Annotated in this window: 15 protein-coding genes; 10 read left to right on the forward strand and 5 right to left on the reverse strand. The window is 68.5% G+C overall.

Going from position 1 to position 14950, the window contains the following annotated elements; genetic code table 11:
* Positions 1-33: 33 nt before the first annotated feature.
* From rfbA to G6021_RS15050, 3 genes are read right to left on the reverse strand one after another with little or no spacing between them, the layout of a single operon-like run.
* Entirely contained in the window at positions 34-915 is an 882-nt protein-coding gene (rfbA, locus tag G6021_RS15040) for a glucose-1-phosphate thymidylyltransferase RfbA (RefSeq protein ID WP_182610400.1), read from the reverse strand.
* Positions 912-1940 (reverse strand): dTDP-glucose 4,6-dehydratase, encoded by a 1029-nt coding sequence (rfbB, locus tag G6021_RS15045; RefSeq protein ID WP_182641631.1) that lies wholly within the window; start codon positions 1938-1940, stop codon positions 912-914. The genes rfbA and rfbB overlap by 4 nt, the downstream gene beginning before the upstream one ends.
* 10 nt (positions 1941-1950) lie before the next feature.
* Positions 1951-3117, reverse strand: coding sequence for a YihY/virulence factor BrkB family protein (locus G6021_RS15050; RefSeq protein ID WP_182639657.1), 1167 nt, complete (start codon positions 3115-3117; stop codon positions 1951-1953).
* A gap of 272 nt (positions 3118-3389) precedes the next feature.
* Here G6021_RS15050 and G6021_RS15055 point away from each other — a divergent pair, with 272 nt between their 5' ends.
* From G6021_RS15055 to G6021_RS15095, 9 genes are all read left to right on the forward strand, one after another.
* The gene (locus tag G6021_RS15055) at positions 3390-4610 is read left to right on the forward strand and encodes a C4-dicarboxylate TRAP transporter substrate-binding protein (RefSeq protein ID WP_182615460.1); all 1221 of its coding nucleotides are present in this window, start codon (positions 3390-3392) and stop codon (positions 4608-4610) included.
* Positions 4611-4635: 25 nt separating this feature from the next.
* Positions 4636-5172: a TRAP transporter small permease gene (locus G6021_RS15060; protein WP_182615458.1), complete on the forward strand. Its 537-nt coding sequence runs from the start codon at positions 4636-4638 to the stop codon at positions 5170-5172.
* A complete protein-coding gene (locus G6021_RS15065; RefSeq protein ID WP_182615456.1) occupies positions 5165-6667 on the forward strand; it encodes a TRAP transporter large permease in 1503 nt (500 codons plus the stop codon). The genes G6021_RS15060 and G6021_RS15065 overlap by 8 nt, the downstream gene beginning before the upstream one ends.
* 112 nt (positions 6668-6779) lie before the next feature.
* Entirely contained in the window at positions 6780-7937 is a 1158-nt protein-coding gene (locus G6021_RS15070) for an acyl-CoA dehydrogenase family protein (RefSeq protein WP_182641632.1), read from the forward strand.
* A gap of 19 nt (positions 7938-7956) precedes the next feature.
* A complete protein-coding gene (locus tag G6021_RS15075; RefSeq protein ID WP_182641633.1) occupies positions 7957-9495 on the forward strand; it encodes an AMP-binding protein in 1539 nt (512 codons plus the stop codon).
* 60 nt (positions 9496-9555) lie between these two features.
* Complete coding sequence (locus tag G6021_RS15080) at positions 9556-10731, forward strand: thiolase family protein (protein ID WP_179523221.1); 1176 nt, start codon at positions 9556-9558, stop codon at positions 10729-10731.
* 45 nt (positions 10732-10776) lie between these two features.
* Positions 10777-11541 carry an SDR family NAD(P)-dependent oxidoreductase gene (locus tag G6021_RS15085; RefSeq protein ID WP_179523222.1) on the forward strand — a complete coding sequence of 255 codons (765 nt, stop codon included), beginning with the start codon at positions 10777-10779 and terminating at the stop codon, positions 11539-11541.
* 2 nt (positions 11542-11543) lie between these two features.
* On the forward strand, positions 11544-12314 hold the full coding sequence (locus G6021_RS15090; RefSeq protein WP_179525975.1) for a crotonase/enoyl-CoA hydratase family protein: 771 nt from the start codon (positions 11544-11546) through the stop codon (positions 12312-12314).
* An 11-nt stretch (positions 12315-12325) separates the two neighbouring features.
* Entirely contained in the window at positions 12326-12937 is a 612-nt protein-coding gene (locus tag G6021_RS15095) for a TetR/AcrR family transcriptional regulator (protein ID WP_179523223.1), read from the forward strand.
* A gap of 56 nt (positions 12938-12993) precedes the next feature.
* Here the strand turns inward: G6021_RS15095 and G6021_RS15100 are convergent, their stop codons facing one another.
* On the reverse strand, positions 12994-14070 hold the full coding sequence (locus G6021_RS15100) for a YihY/virulence factor BrkB family protein (RefSeq protein ID WP_182641634.1): 1077 nt from the start codon (positions 14068-14070) through the stop codon (positions 12994-12996).
* A 164-nt stretch (positions 14071-14234) separates the two neighbouring features.
* Between G6021_RS15100 and G6021_RS15105 the strand changes: the two genes are divergently transcribed.
* Positions 14235-14630, forward strand: a complete 396-nt coding sequence (locus tag G6021_RS15105) for a hypothetical protein (RefSeq protein WP_179523225.1) — start codon at positions 14235-14237, stop codon at positions 14628-14630.
* Positions 14631-14651: 21 nt separating this feature from the next.
* Here the strand turns inward: G6021_RS15105 and G6021_RS15110 are convergent.
* A partial coding sequence (locus tag G6021_RS15110) for an inositol monophosphatase family protein (protein ID WP_277817775.1) occupies positions 14652-14950 on the reverse strand: 299 nt, incomplete at its 5' end.

Raw genomic sequence — 14950 nt, forward strand, 5'->3', positions numbered from 1 at the left:
GCTGTGCAGGCTGATCGTCCGGATGGCCGCCGCTCACCACTGCCGACCCTTTTCGCGGCGGAGCACGTCGAGCAGGTAGGCCCCGTACCCCGATTTCCTGAGGTCGTGGGCGCGGTCGGTGAGCTCGTCGTCGTCGAGATACCCCATCCGCCACGCCACCTCCTCCGGGCAGCCGATCTTCAGGCCCTGCCGGTCCTCGATGGTCCGGACGTAGTTGCCCGCGTCGAGCAGAGAGTCGTGGGTGCCGGTGTCCAGCCAGGCGGTTCCACGCGGGAGCACCTCGACCTGTAGGCGGCCGGCCTCGAGATAGTGCCGGTTGACGTCGGTGATCTCGTATTCCCCGCGCGGCGACTTCTCGAGGTTCCGCGCCACCTCCACCACGTCGGCGCTGTAGAAGTAGAGCCCCGGGACGGCGAAGTCGGAGGACGGGTTCTCGGGCTTCTCCTCGAGGCTGATCGCGCGGCCGGCGGCGTCGAAGTCGATCACCCCGTAGTCGCCCGGGTTGGACACGCGGTAGGCGAACACGGCGCCGCCGTCGAGGTCGGCGAACCGTCGCAGCTGCGCTCCCATCCCGGGGCCGTAGAAGATGTTGTCGCCCAGGATCAGCGCCACCGGGTCGTCACCGATGTGGTCCGCACCCAGGACGAACGCCTGGGCCAGGCCCTCGGGGGCGGCCTGCTCGACGTAGCTCAGGGTGATGCCGAACTGGCTGCCGTCGCCCAGGAGCCGCCGGAACTGCGGCGCGTCCTCGGGCGTGGTGATGAGCAGGATGTCGCGGATGCCCGCCAGCATGAGCGTGGACAGCGGGTAGTAGATCATCGGCTTGTCGTAGACCGGCATGAGTTGCTTGCTGGTGGCCAGAGTGAGGGGGCGCAGACGGGTGCCGCTGCCGCCGGCCAGGACGATGCCCTTCACAGCACCTTCTCCGTCCGGGCGTACTTCGCCTCGACGCTCTCCTTGACCGGCTCCCACCAGTCGCGGTTCTCGCGGTACCACTCGATGGTCCGGGCCAGCCCGTCCCGCAGGTTCGTGTGCTGCGGCTCCCACCCGAGCTCCTCGCGGGTGGCGGTGGCGTCGATCGCGTAGCGCAGGTCGTGGCCGGGGCGGTCGGTGACGTGGTCGAAGCCGGGGTCGCCGTCGGCGGCGGTGGCGCCCATCAGCTCGCAGATCATCTGCATGACCTGCAGGTTGGAGTGCTCGCCGTCGGCGCCGACGAGGTAGGTCCGCCCGAGCTCACCTCGTGCCAGGATCCGCAGGACCGCCGAGTTGTGGTCGTCGACGTGGATCCAGTCCCGGACATTGGCACCACTGCCGTAGAGGCGGGGGCGCTGCCCGGTGAGAAGGTTGGTGATCTGCCGCGGGATGAACTTCTCGACGTGCTGGAACGGGCCGTAGTTGTTGGAGCAGTTGCTGATCGTGGCGCGGACACCGAAGCTGCGGACCCACGCGCGCACCAACATGTCCGCGCCCGCCTTGGTGGCCGAGTACGGGCTCGACGGATTGTACGCGGTGGCCGGGGTGAACCTGTCCGGATCGTCCAGCTGGAGGTCGCCGTAGACCTCGTCGGTCGAGACGTGGTGCAGGCGCACGTCGTGGCCGCGGCAGGCCTCGAGCACGGCGTAGGTGCCCACGATGTTGGAGTGCACGAACGGCCACGGGGTGGCGAGCGAGTTGTCGTTGTGGCTCTCGGCGGCGAAGTGCACCACGGCGTCCTGCGGACCGGTGAGCTGCGCGACCAGCCCGCCGGTCACCGCGGGGTCGGCGCAGTCGGCCTCCACCAGCTCGACCCGATCCGACGGGAGTCCGGCCAGGCTCGACCGGTTGGCGGCGTACGTCATGGCGTCCAGCACGGTGACGTGGGCGTGCGGGTGCTCACGGACCACGGTGTGGACGAAGTTGGCGCCGATGAACCCGGCTCCCCCGGTGACGACGAGGCGCATGCGCCCAACCCTACCGTCGCGGTCGCGCCGCCTCTGCGGTCTGCCCGGCGCTGGTGGATCCCGCACTGCCGGGATCGGAGCCGTCTGGCTCCGGGCTATCTGGTCCGGGGCCGTCAGCTTCCGGGCTTTCGGGTCCGGGGCCGTCAGGTTCCGGGCTGTCCGGGGCCGCGCCGTCGTCGGCGGGCTCCCGGCGGAGTTCCCGATAGGCCGCGAGCATCCTCTCCCTCCTGCGGGAGTGGAACTCGCTGGCCTTGGTGTCGCGGGGAATCACCTGCACGGCCTCCTCCGCGTGGATGCCCGCCCGTAGCTGTCGCACGCGCATCACCTCGGCGTCCAGGCGGACGCCGAACAGGACCGCCATGTTGACCATCCACAGCCACAACAGGAACACGATGATCCCGGCGAGCGAGCCGTAGGCGCGATTGAAGTCCCCGAAGTTGGAGACGAAGAATCCGAACCCGGCGGTGGCCGCGCCGATGACGACCAGCGCCCCGGCCGCACCCAGCGACACCCAGTGGAACTTGCGTCCCGCCACGTTGGGCGCGAACCGGTAGAGCACCGCGAGCGCGAGGACCGCGGAGACCAGGGCCGCCGGCCACTTGGCGACACCCCACACGGCCAGCGCGGTCTCGCCGAGCCCGATCCACCCACCGACGGTCTGGGCGACGGGGCCGGTGAACACCAGAGCCAGACCCCCGACGGCGACCAGCACGATGAGCAGCGCGGTGAGCAGGATCCCGATCAGCAAGAGTCGCCAGAGTGGGCGCCCCTCCTCGATACCGAACACGCCGTTCATCACGCGGCCCAGCGCCCACACGTAGCGCGAGGCCGTCAACAGGCCCACCACCATGCCGATGACGAGAGCGGTCCCTGCGGCCGGCGCTATGACGAGGGACTCGATGGGACCGCGGATCGGGTCGAGCACCTCCGGCGGGGCGATGTCGGAGAGCATGGCCATGATGGCGTCGACCGTCCTGGCCCCCTGCCCGAACACGCCGAGCAGCGAGACCATGACGAGGATCGCGGGGAACAGTGAGAGCACCCCGTAGAAGGTGAGCGAGCCCGCCTGATCGGGGCCGCGATCGCGGAGGAACTCCCCCACGGATCTCGCGAGGACCAGTCTGACGGTCCGGAGTCGTCGCCGAACGGTCGTCACGGCGCCACCGGAAGTCGTCATGCCCTGATTGTGGCTGCTCGGGCGTGAGTCGTGTGGCGCGCCGCGCCCGTCGGGCCGCCTCAGTGGGCACGCAATCCCGAGCCCGACCCCGAATCTATGACAATCATTTCTTGACAAGCCGACGTGACGCAACTAACTTAACGAACGTTCGAAACGTGATCTGGATTACACCAGCGCGCGAATCGAGCGGTCTGCCGCACACCCCCTCAGGCCATCCATCAGGACCCCGGACGCACCTTCACGCGACCGGTCCGGAACCAGAAGGATCCCCGATGTCCCGCAGCAACCGAAACCGCGTGGCCCGACGCGCGGCGCTCGCCCTGACGATGATCGGAGCGCTCGCCGCCACGGGCTGCTCCGGCGGCCACCGAATCACCGGCGACAGCGTCGAGACCATGGAGCCGATCACACTCCGGTACGGCGACTACACGACCGTCTCCTCCGCCGGCCCCTTCCGCGCCTTCGCCGAGCAGGTCGAGGAGGAGACCGGCGGCAAGATCACCTTCGACGAGTACTGGGGCGGCAGCCTGGTCAAGGGCGCCGACATGGCGCAGGGGGTCCGCGGCGGGATCGTGGACATGGGGATGTTCACCCCCAGCTATTACCCGTCCGAGTTCCCCATGACCGACTGGACCAGCCAGATGGCCAGTGTCGTGGAGCCGGAGTACCCGCTCGGCATGATGCAGGCCTTCGCCGGTGGCAGCGAGTTCGCGCTCACCGACCCGCTGATCGAGGAGCAGTTCTCGGACCAGGACATCAAGCTCCTTTTCACCTGGACCCCCTCGACCAACTACCACCTCGTGTGCAAGGACCCGGTCAACAGCCTCGAGGAAGCCCGGGGCAAACGGGTGCGAAGTGGCGGCGCATTCAACTACGGCGAGATCGAGGCCCTGGGGATGGTCCCCGTGACCCTGCCGACCGGCGAGATCTACGAGGGCCTGCAACGCGGGGTGATCGACTGTTCCCTGGCCAACGGCAAGATCATGATCGCCCTCGGTCTGTGGGAGGTCGCCAAACACTACGTCGACATCCCCTTCTCGAGCTACACGCAGTACGTGATCATGAACAAGGACGTCTGGGACGAGCTCCCCGAGGACGCCCGGCAGATCATCGACGACGCCCGACAGACGTGGTTCGACGGCTACCTCCGCGAGGAGGGGATCGTCCTGCACCAGCGGCTCCTCGCCGAGGGCGCGGACAAGAGCGTGAGCTTCTACGACGTCGACCCCGAGCTCAAGGCCACCCTCGAGACGTACCAGGAGGAGGCACTGCGCACCCTGCCGGAGCGCGCCCCCGACGACCTCGAGGATCCCGAGGGCACCGTCGAGCGCTACCGCCAGATCATGGCCGATTGGAAGACGCGGCTCGAGGACATGGGGTACGACGACCCGGCCCTCGCCGAGATCCCGGAGGACCCGGAGTCGGTCCAGATCGATCTGGCCCCCTTCGAGCAGTCCGTCCGGTCCGAGATCTTCGACCGCACCGCGCCCTGACCCCCTCGAGCAGTTGGAGAACCTGATGGACACCACCACCACCGACGCGGAGCGGCGCGTTCCGGGGCAGCGGGCCCTCGCCCGGGTGCTGTACGCATGCGCCGTGATCGCGGGGATCGTCACCCTGGTCATGGCCCTGCACATCGCCGCCGACGTCAGCTCCCGGAACCTGACCGGAACCCCCCTCTCCGGCACGCTGGAGATCACCCAGAACTGGTCGATGGTCCTCATCGTGATGCTCGCGATGGGGTACGCGGAGCAGATCGGCGAGCACATCAACGCCACCATCCTCACCCAGTACCTCGACCCCGTCTCCCGCTGGTGGTCCGACCTGATCGTCTCGGGTCTGATGTTCCTGTTCGTCTCGGCGCTGACCTACTACTCGATCACCGCGGCGGTCTTCGCCGTCGAGGTCCAACAGGTCGCACTCGGGGCGATCACCATCCCGATCTGGCCGGTGAAGATCGTCCTGGCCATCGGATTCGCCCTGTTCGCCCTCCAGCTCCTGATGTCGATCATCAGCCTGCTGATCAACGACCGTCCGAGGAAGTCCGATGTCTGACACCACCCTCGTCACCGACCACACCGGCGTGGCCCGCACCGACGATCTCGCAGTCCCCACGCCGAACCGCAACTTCATCCGGGCCTACTGGGGCAACTTCGGCTTCTCACTGATCATCGCCGCGGTCATCCTGTTCACTCCGGACCTCCCCGACACCGCTGTCGGCGTCCTGACCATCCTCCTGTCGATCGTCGCGATGGTCTCCGGTATCCACGTGGGTATCGCGATCATGGGTGCCGGCGCGGTGGGCCTGTGGAAGCTCGCGGGCACCAGCGCCGTGGCCGTGACGTTCGAGGACGTCCCCTTCACCTCCGCCGCCAGCTGGAGCCTGTCCGTCATCCCCCTGTTCATCCTCATGGGCGTGGCGATGGGTCGGTTCAATCTGACGGGCAAGCTGTTCACCTCCGCCCAGGCCTGGCTCGGCCGGTTGCCCGGCGGACTGGCGGTCTCGACCAACTTCGCGGGCGCCGGACTGGCCGCCTCGAGCGGCAGCTCCATCGCCATCTCCTACGCACTGGGGCGCACGACCATCCCCGAGATGCTGCGCGCCGGGTACAAGCCGTCGCTGGCCACGGGCGTCGTCGCGATGTCCGGAACCCTCGGGATGCTCATCCCGCCCAGCGTGGTCCTGGTGATCTACGCCGGTGTGGCCGAGACGCCGGTCGGGCCGCAGCTGCTCGCCGCGCTCATCCCGGGACTGCTCACGGCCCTGGCGTACGGCGTCGTCATCGTCGTCAGGTGCAGCATCGACCCGACCCTCGGGCCCCGGTCGACCACCCACTACACCTGGGGCCAGCGGCTGCGTTCCCTCGTGGACGTCACCCCGGTGACCCTCATCCTCATCCTCATCATCGGCGGCATGTACACCGGCATCTTCACGCCCACCGAGGCCGGCGCATTCGGTGCGATCGCCGCGATCCTGCTGGGCTGGCTGTTCGGTGACGACCGCTCCGTCGGCCACCTGGTCCGGACCGTGCTGACGTCCCTGCGCGAGACCGCGGCCGGTGTCGCCTCGATCTTCCTGCTCCTCATGGGAGTACATGTGCTCACCCGCGTGGTGGCCCTGTCCGGGGTCGCCGACTGGATCACCGAGACCATCACCTCGCTCGGGTTGAGCCGGACGCTGTTCCTCCTCGGGCTGATCTTCGTGTTCCTCATCCTGGGCATGTTCATGGACGGCCTCGCGATGATCCTGCTCACGGTGCCGATCCTCATGCCGGTGCTGGCCACCTTCGACATCAGCCTGCTGTGGTTCGGCGTCTTCATGGTGATCCTGGTCGAGCTGGCGCTGGTCACCCCGCCGATCGGCATGCTCAGCTACATAGTCCACCGGATCGCGTCGAACCCCGAGGTCAACGAAGGGATGACGGTCCGTCTGTCCGACGTGTTCAAGGGCGTGTCCTGGTTCGTCGTCACCAGCGCTGTCATCCTCGTCGCTCTGATCTTCTTCCCCGAGATCGCGCTCTGGTTGCCCGAGACCTCCGCCGCGGAGTGACCAGGTCACTGCCAGCGGATCACGGGCCACCCGCCACGGCCCGGTTACACCAACCACGCAGCCACCACCAGACAAACCCGAGACAAAACCGAGGCAAACCCCAGGAGTCACCATGCAGCGGACCATCTTCACCCGAGAGCAGGACGAGTTCCGCCAGTTGGTGCGCGACTTCATCACCAAGGAGGTGGCCCCGCACCGTGAGGAGTGGGACGAGCACGGACGCCCACCGCGCGAGTTCTTCCACAAGCTCGGAGAGCTCGGCATCCTCGGCATCCAGGTCCCCGAGGAGTTCGGCGGCGGCGGCGAGACTAGCTTCAAGTACAGCGCGATCATCTTCGAGGAGGTCGCCCGCGCCGGCGTGTCCTTCGGCTCCTATACGGTGCACTGCTGCCTCATCCTGCCGTACCTCCTCGAGTACGGGACCCCGGAGCAGAAACGGCGCTGGCTGCCGGTCTTCGCCTCCGGCGAGTTGATGACCGCCATCGCGATGACCGAGCCCGGCACCGGGTCGGACCTGGCGAACATCGCCACGACCGCCAAGCTCAGCACCGACGGCACCCACTATGTCGTCAACGGTTCCAAGACGTTCATCACCGGCGGCGTCACCGCCGACATGATCCTCACGGTCTGCCGCACCTCACCGTTCGACCCTGACAACCGCCGTCACGGCCTGTCGATCCTCTGCGTCCCCACCGACGCCGACGGCTTCTCGGTGGGCCGCAAACTCGACAAGATCGGCCTACGCCAGCAGGACACCGCCGAACTGTCGTACACCGACGTCAAGGTGCCCGTGGAGAACCTGCTCGGGGAGAAGGACGCGGCGTTCTCCTACCTCACCCACAACCTCCCGCAGGAACGCCTGAGCATCGCGCTCAACGCGGTCGCCCAATCCGAGGCGGCGCTGCGACTGGCCACCGACTACACGCGTGAGCGCGTCGTCTTTGGCAAGCCCGTCTCCTCCTTCCAGAACACCAAGTTCGTGCTGGCCGAGTGCGCGACAGAGGTCGAGGTGGCCCGCGTGTACGTGGACCACTGCCTGGAACTGCTCGACCGGGGCGAGCTCACCGTCGCGGACGCCGCCAAGGCCAAGCTCCACGCCACCGAGATGGCCGCCCGCGTGATCGACCGGTGCCTGCAGCTGCACGGCGGGTACGGCTACATCACCGAATACCCCATCGCCCGCCTCTACACGGACACCCGCGTCTCCCGGATCTACGGCGGCACCAGTGAGGTCATGAAGACGATCATCGCCAGGAGCCTCGGGCTCTGACGGTCAGGGGGACTCTCACGTGTATCCAGGAAGATTCGCCATCACCCACCCGGACAAGCCGGCCGTCATCGAGGACGCCACCGGCCGCGTGGTCACCTACTCCGAGCTCGAGGCCCGTTCGGTACGGTTCGCCAACTGGCTCCTGGCCCGGGGGCTGCGGCCGGGCGACCACATCGCGGCGCTCTCTGTCAACGACGCCACGGTATTCGAGCTGTACTGGGGCGCGATGCGCTGCGGCCTGTACTTCACGATGGTCAACACCCACCTGGCCACCGACGAGGTCGCCTACATCGTCGCGGACAGCGGCGCCCGGGTGCTTCTCGTCTCGGGCCCCCTCGCCGAGCTCGGTGAGGCGATCATCGAGCAGACGCCGAACGTCGAGCATCGACTCGCGTTCGCCGGCGAGGTCCCCGGCCACCTCGACTACACGACCACCATGGCGGAGATGTCCACCACCCCGCCGGCGGACCAGCCGCGCGGGGCGGACATGCTCTACTCCTCGGGCACCACCGGCCGCCCCAAGGGCATCAAACCCGCGCTCGACGGTGCCCAGGTGGGCGACGAGCCGGGCCCGTCACTCGTGGCGCGCATGAAGCGCAACTACGGCTTCGACGAGAACACGATCTACATGTCACCGGCCCCGATCTACCACGCCGCTCCACTGCGGTACGCCACGGGAACGCAGGCCCACGGCGGCACGGTGATCCTCATGGACCGCTTCGACCCGGAACACTGCCTGGCCGGGATCGAGAAGTACGGGGTCACGCACAGCCAGTGGGTCCCGACCCACTTCATCCGGATGCTCCGCCTGCCGCAGGAGGTGCGCGAGTCCTACGACGTGTCGTCGATGCGGGTCGCGATCCACGCCGCCGCCCCGTGCCCGGTGGAGATCAAGAAGGCCATGCTCGACTGGTGGGGGCCGGTGATCTACGAGTACTACTCGTCCACGGAGTCCAACGGCGCCACCACGATCTCCCCGGACGAATGGCTGCGCAAACCCGGCAGCGTCGGACGTGTCGGACAGGGCTCCTCGGGCATCGTCCACATCTGCGACGAGTTGGGCGCGGAACTGCCCGCCGGTGAGGACGGGTGGATCTACTTCGAGCGCGACGACTACTCGTTCGAGTACCACAACGATCCCGGGAAGACCGCGGAGACCAGGCACCCCGACCACCAGAACTGGACCACGCTCGGCGACATCGGTCACCTCGACGAGGACGGCTACCTGTACCTGACCGACCGGGCCAAGTTCACCATCATCTCGGGCGGGGTCAACATCTACCCGCAGGAGATCGAGAACTGCATCGCCGTACACCCGGACGTCATCGACGTCGCGGTGATCGGCGTCCCGGACGAGGTGATGGGACAGTCCGTTAAGGCGGTGGTCCAACTCGTCCCGGGCGTCGAGCCGTCCGAAGCGACCGCCGAGCGGATCAAACAGCACTGCCTCGACCGGATCGCACGCTACAAGTGCCCCCGCACCGTGGCGTTCACCGAGGTCATCCCCCGCACTCAGACGGGGAAGCTGGTCAAGGGCCGACTCGACACCTCGGTCTGACCCACCAGAGCAGACGCCACCGCGCCACCCGCCCCGCATCTCACCCGAATCGGAGAATCCGTGCACAACGCAGTCATCATCGACGCCGTCCGCTCCCCCATGGGGAAAGGCAAGCCGGGCGGTGCCCTCGCCGACCTGCACCCCGTCGACCTCCTCGCCCAGCTACTCTCCGGACTCGTCGACCGGACCGGCCTCGACACCGCCCTGGTCGACGACGTCATCGTCGGCGTGGTCAGCCAGGTCGGCGAACAATCCGGCACAGTCGGCCGCCAGGCCGCCCTCGCCGCGGGGTTCCCCCAGCACGTGCCCGGCGTCACCGTCGAACGCAAGTGTGGCTCGAGCCAGCAGGCCGTCGACTTCGCCGTCCAAGGTGTGGTCGCCGGTGCCTACGACGTGGTGATCTCCGCCGGCCTCGAGTCCATGAGCCGCATCCCGATGGGCGTCAACCGGCTCGACCAGGATCCCCACGGACCGCTCGTCCACGCCCGCTACCCGAACCTGACCAACCAGGGAGTGGCCGCCGAACTCGTGGCCGGCAAGTGGGACCTGTCCCGTGAGCAGCTGGACGAGTACTCGGCGCGCTCCCACGACCGCGCGGACGCCGCACGGTCGAGTGGATGGTTCGACGAAGAGATCGTGCCCGTGACCACCCCGGCGGGACTCGTGGACCGCGACGAGTCGATCCGACCGGGCACCACCGCCGAGAGGCTGGCCGACCTGCGTACGGCGTTCGACACCGAGGCCGCACGGGCCGAGCGGCCAGAGATCGACTGGAAGGTCACCGCCGGCAACTCCTCGCAGATCACCGACGGCGCCGCGGCGATGCTCATCATGAACGAGGACGTCGCGCGCTCACTGGGCCTGACGCCGATCGCGCGGATCGTGGCCTCCGCCGTCGTCGCCGACGACCCGGTCCTCATGCTCACCGGCCCGATCCCCGCCACCCGCAAGGTCCTCGACCGCGCCGGGATGACCATCGCGGACCTCGACACTTACGAGGTCAACGAGGCCTTCGCGTCCGTGCCGCTGGCCTGGCGGGACGAGATGGGCGCCGACGACGACAAGCTCAACCCCGTCGGCGGCGCGGTGGCTCTGGGCCACCCGCTCGGCGCATCGGGTGTGCGCATCATGACCACGATGATCCACCACCTGCGCCGCACCGGCGGCCGCTTCGGACTCCAGACGATGTGCGAAGCCGGCGGGATGGCCAACGCGACCGTAGTAGAGGCCCTCTGACCCCCTCTCTCGTCCGAGAGATCCCCCTCCAGAAAGGCACAATCCATGGATCTGACAAACGCCAGCGCACTGGTGACCGGCGGCGCCTCCGGACTGGGTCGGGCGACCGTGGCCCGGTTCGTCGACGCCGGTGTCCCCACCGTCCTGGTGGACCTGCCGTCCTCGAACGGGCAGCAGGTTGCCGAGGAGTTCGGTGACCTCGTCACCTTCGCCCCCGCCGACGTCGCCGATCCCGAGGAGATCACCGCGGCTGTCCGGGCTGCGGCGGACCGCGCTCCCCTGCGCGCGGTCGTGCACTGTGCGGGCATCGGCCGGACCGTCCGGGTGGTGGACCGCGAGGGCGAGCCGGGCTCGCTGGAGGACTTCGAGCTGGTCGTGCGGGTGAACCTCCTGGGTTCGTTCAACGTCCTGCGGATCGCCGCGGCCGAGATGGCCGAGAACGATCCCGTCGACGGTGAGCGCGGCGTGGTCGTCATGACCGCCTCCGTGGCCGCGTGGGAGGGACAGATCGGCCAGATGCCCTACTCCGCGTCCAAGGCCGGCATCGTCGGGATGACGATCGTCGCCGCGCGGGACCTGGCCCGCCGCCAGATCCGCGTCAACACGATCGCCCCCGGCATCTTCGAGACGCCGATCTTCGATCGCCATCCGGCCGAGCTGGTCGAGGGCCTGGCCGCACAGATCCCGCATCCCTCGCGGCTCGGTCGGCCTGACGAGTACGCCAAGCTCGCGCTGCACGTGGTGGACAACGCCATGATCAACGGCGAGACCATCCGCATCGACGGCGCGATCCGGATGGCGCCCAAGTGAACATCGAGACGGCCGACCGTGTGCACGTGGAGGAGATCAACGGCGTGATGGTGGTGACGCTCGACCGCCAGCACGCCCGCAACGCCATCAACCGGGCGACGTCGGAGGCGGTCGCCGCGGCGATGGAGGAGCTGGACCGGCGGGACGACCTCTCCGCGGGCGTCATCACCGGTGCCGGGCCGGTGTTCTGCGCCGGGATGGATCTCAAGGCGTTCCTCGCCGGCGAGGACGTGTCGCTACCGGGCCGCGGTTTCGCCGGGTTCGTGGAGCAACCTCCGGCTAAGCCACTCATCGCCGCGGTCGAGGGTCCGGCGCTCGGGGGTGGGTTCGAGATCGTCCTGGCCTGCGACCTCGTGGTCGCGTCCGAGACCGCGCGATTCGGACTTCCCGAGGTCAAACGGGGTCTGCTCGCGGGGGCCGGCGGACTCATGCGTCTGCCGCGGCGGGTGCCGTATCAACTGGCCATGGAGATGGCGTTGACCGGCGAGCCCGTCGACGCCGGGACCGCCCGCGCGGCCGGGCTGATCAATCGCCTAGTCCCCGCAGGCGGCGCCCGCGACGCGGCAGTGGAGCTCGCCTCCGCGATCGCCGCCAACGCCCCACTCGCCGTGCGGGCGTCCAAGGAGATCATGACCGGGTCCCGCGAATGGACCTCCGAGGAGGAATTCGGAAAGATGAGGGGGATATTCCTACCGGTGAGGTCCTCCGACGACGCCCGCGAGGGAGCGTTGGCATTCAAGGAGAAGCGCCGACCCCGGTGGACGGGCAACTGAGGAGACCGAAGATGACCAGCGGCACGGTGCAGAGTGACCTGTTGGCTGTCGCACGCCGCGAGTTCGTGGAACACGGTTACGGCGGAGCGTCCATCCGCTCGATCGCCCAGAAGACCGGGGTGAGCCTGTCGGCGATGTATTACCACTACGCCAGCAAGCAGGAACTGCTCGCGGCGATGCTCAATGTCGGGATGGACTCATTTGAGCAGCGGGTGGTCGACGAGTTCCAGGCGAAGGATCCGACCCCCACCGGTCGACTGCTGGGGTACGTCGCCTCACTGGTCCGGTTCCGCACCCTCGAGCAGGAGCAGTCCCAGCTGGTCCAGACTGAAACCCGGAACCTTGAACCAGCATCCCTCTCCGCGTACCGCGAGCGGCAACGGCAGTCCAGCGAGCCGCTGCGACAGGCGCTCGCGGACGGCGTCGCCAGCGGAGAATTCCGCACACCGTTCCCGGAGGACTCGTACCGGTCGATCCTGGGCATGTGTAACGCGATCGCCCACTGGTACGAGCCGGGCGGCGACCTCCTGGTCGAGGAGATCGTGCACCGATACCAGGAGCTCGCACTGCGCGTGGTCTACCACCGCGACGTCGCCTCCCCGGAAACAGACCCCGGGACCTGACCCCTCCGATCCCGGGACCTGATCCCGCCGGCATCCGGGGACGAATGCCCCGGCTGTCAGTCGGGGTTGCGGGCCTGCTCCGCCTGGGCCTCGCGGCGGACGTCGGCGGCGTCGTCGATGGTCTTCTGACGCTTCTCCTCGGCCTTGTCGCTGGCGCTGGTGTCACGCGGCGGGAGCTGGATGGTCTCCTCGGCGTGCAGTCCGGCCTGCAGCTCGCGGGCCCGCTCCACCTCGGCGTCGACCTCGGCCCCGAACAGCAGCGCGTTGTTGGTGATCCAGAGCCAGAGCAGGAAGATGATGACTCCGGCCAGCGAGCCGTACGTGGCGTTGTAGCTGGAGAAGTTGGACACGTAGAACACGAACCCCGCCGTGGCGACCGCCCAGACCACCAACGCCACGATCGCGCCGACGGAGACCCACCGGAACTTGGGTTGCTTGACGTTGGGCGAGAACCCGTAGAGCACGGCCAGGATCACGACGACGACGAGGACCAGCACCGGCCACTTGGCGATGCCCCACACGGTCACGGCGGTCTCGCCGAGGCCCACGAGGTCACCCACCCAGGCGGCGATCGGGCCGCTGACGACCAGCATGAGCCCGGCCAGGCAGACCAGGAGCAGAAGGACCGCGGTCAGCACGATCATGGCGGGCTTGAGCTTCCAGAAGGGGCGCCCCTCCTCGACCTCGTAGATGCGGTTCATGGCCCGCCCGAAGGCGCCCACGTAGCCGGACGCCGTCCACAGCGCGCCCAGCAGACCTGTGATGAGGGCGAGTCCGGCGGCCGGGGTGTTGACCAACGAGTCGATGGGCCCCCGCAGAGCCGCGAGGGTCTCCTCCGGCGCGGCACCCTCGAACAGCTCCATCACGGCGTTAACGGTCTCCTGCCCCTGCCCGAACACGCCGAGCAACGACACCACGGCCAGGAGCGCCGGGAAGATCGAGAGCACCGCGAAGTACGTGAGCGCGGCGGCCAGGTCCGTGCACTTGTCCTTCGAGAACTCGGCGGCGGCACGCTTCAGACCGACCTTCCAGGTCCCGGATTTCAACGAGGTGGGCGACTCGGGTTTCCCCGAATCCGGGTCGGCGTCCGGGTCAGGCTTGTCGGTGATGTCGCGACTGCTGTTCGGGCTCATGGAAGTGACTGTCCCACCGACGGCCCGTGCGCGCATCCTGTGGGGTCGATCTCCCCGGGGGTGGAATGCCCGAGGTGTGCGTTACCCTCCTAGGTGTCACATCACCAAAGAGTCACTTCACCTGTGTCGCAGCACTCGCGACCCCGACCCCCACAGGAGCACCCATGAGCCTGTCCAACGCCATCCTCCGCGGAGTCACCGGTGCGTTCGTCCTCAACTCGGGACTGTCCAAGCGCAACCTGCCCACCGAGGCGGCCCAGGGCCTACAGGGATTCGCCGCCACCGGCGTCCCGCAGGTCACCAAGCTGGAGCCGGACACGTTCGGCAAGTTCGTCGCCTACTCCGAGATCGGGATCGGCGCGGCACTGCTCACGCCCGTGGTCTCGCCGCGCCTCGCGGGCGCCGCGCTGGGCACCTTCTCCGCCGGCCTGCTGGCGATGTACTTCCGCAACCCCTCGATGACCGAGTCCGACGGCATCCGCCCCTCCCAGGAGGGCATGAGCCTGGCCAAGGACGCGTTCATGGCCGCCATTGCCGGAGCCCTAGTCACGAGCAGGTGACCCGCCCCGGGGCCTGACCCCTCACGCCGAGGCGATGGCCTCCAGGATCGCCTCGGCCAGGTCCGCGCGGCACACCACCAGATCCGGCAGGTAGGTCTCGGCCACGTTGTACTCCAACGGGGAACCGTCCACGCGCACCGCGACGAACCCCCTGGCCAGGGCCACCCCGGCCGGTGCGGCCGAGTCCCACTGGTACTGGCCACCGGCGTGGATGTAGGCGTCCGCCTCCCCGCGCACCACGGCCGCGGCCTTGGCCCCGGCCGAACCGAGCGGCACCAGGTCCCCGCCCACGGACTCGGCCACCGCCTCGGCGAACGCCG

This window comes from Dietzia sp. CW19 (assembly GCF_014145265.1).
GTDB lineage: Bacteria > Actinomycetota > Actinomycetes > Mycobacteriales > Mycobacteriaceae > Dietzia > Dietzia natronolimnaea.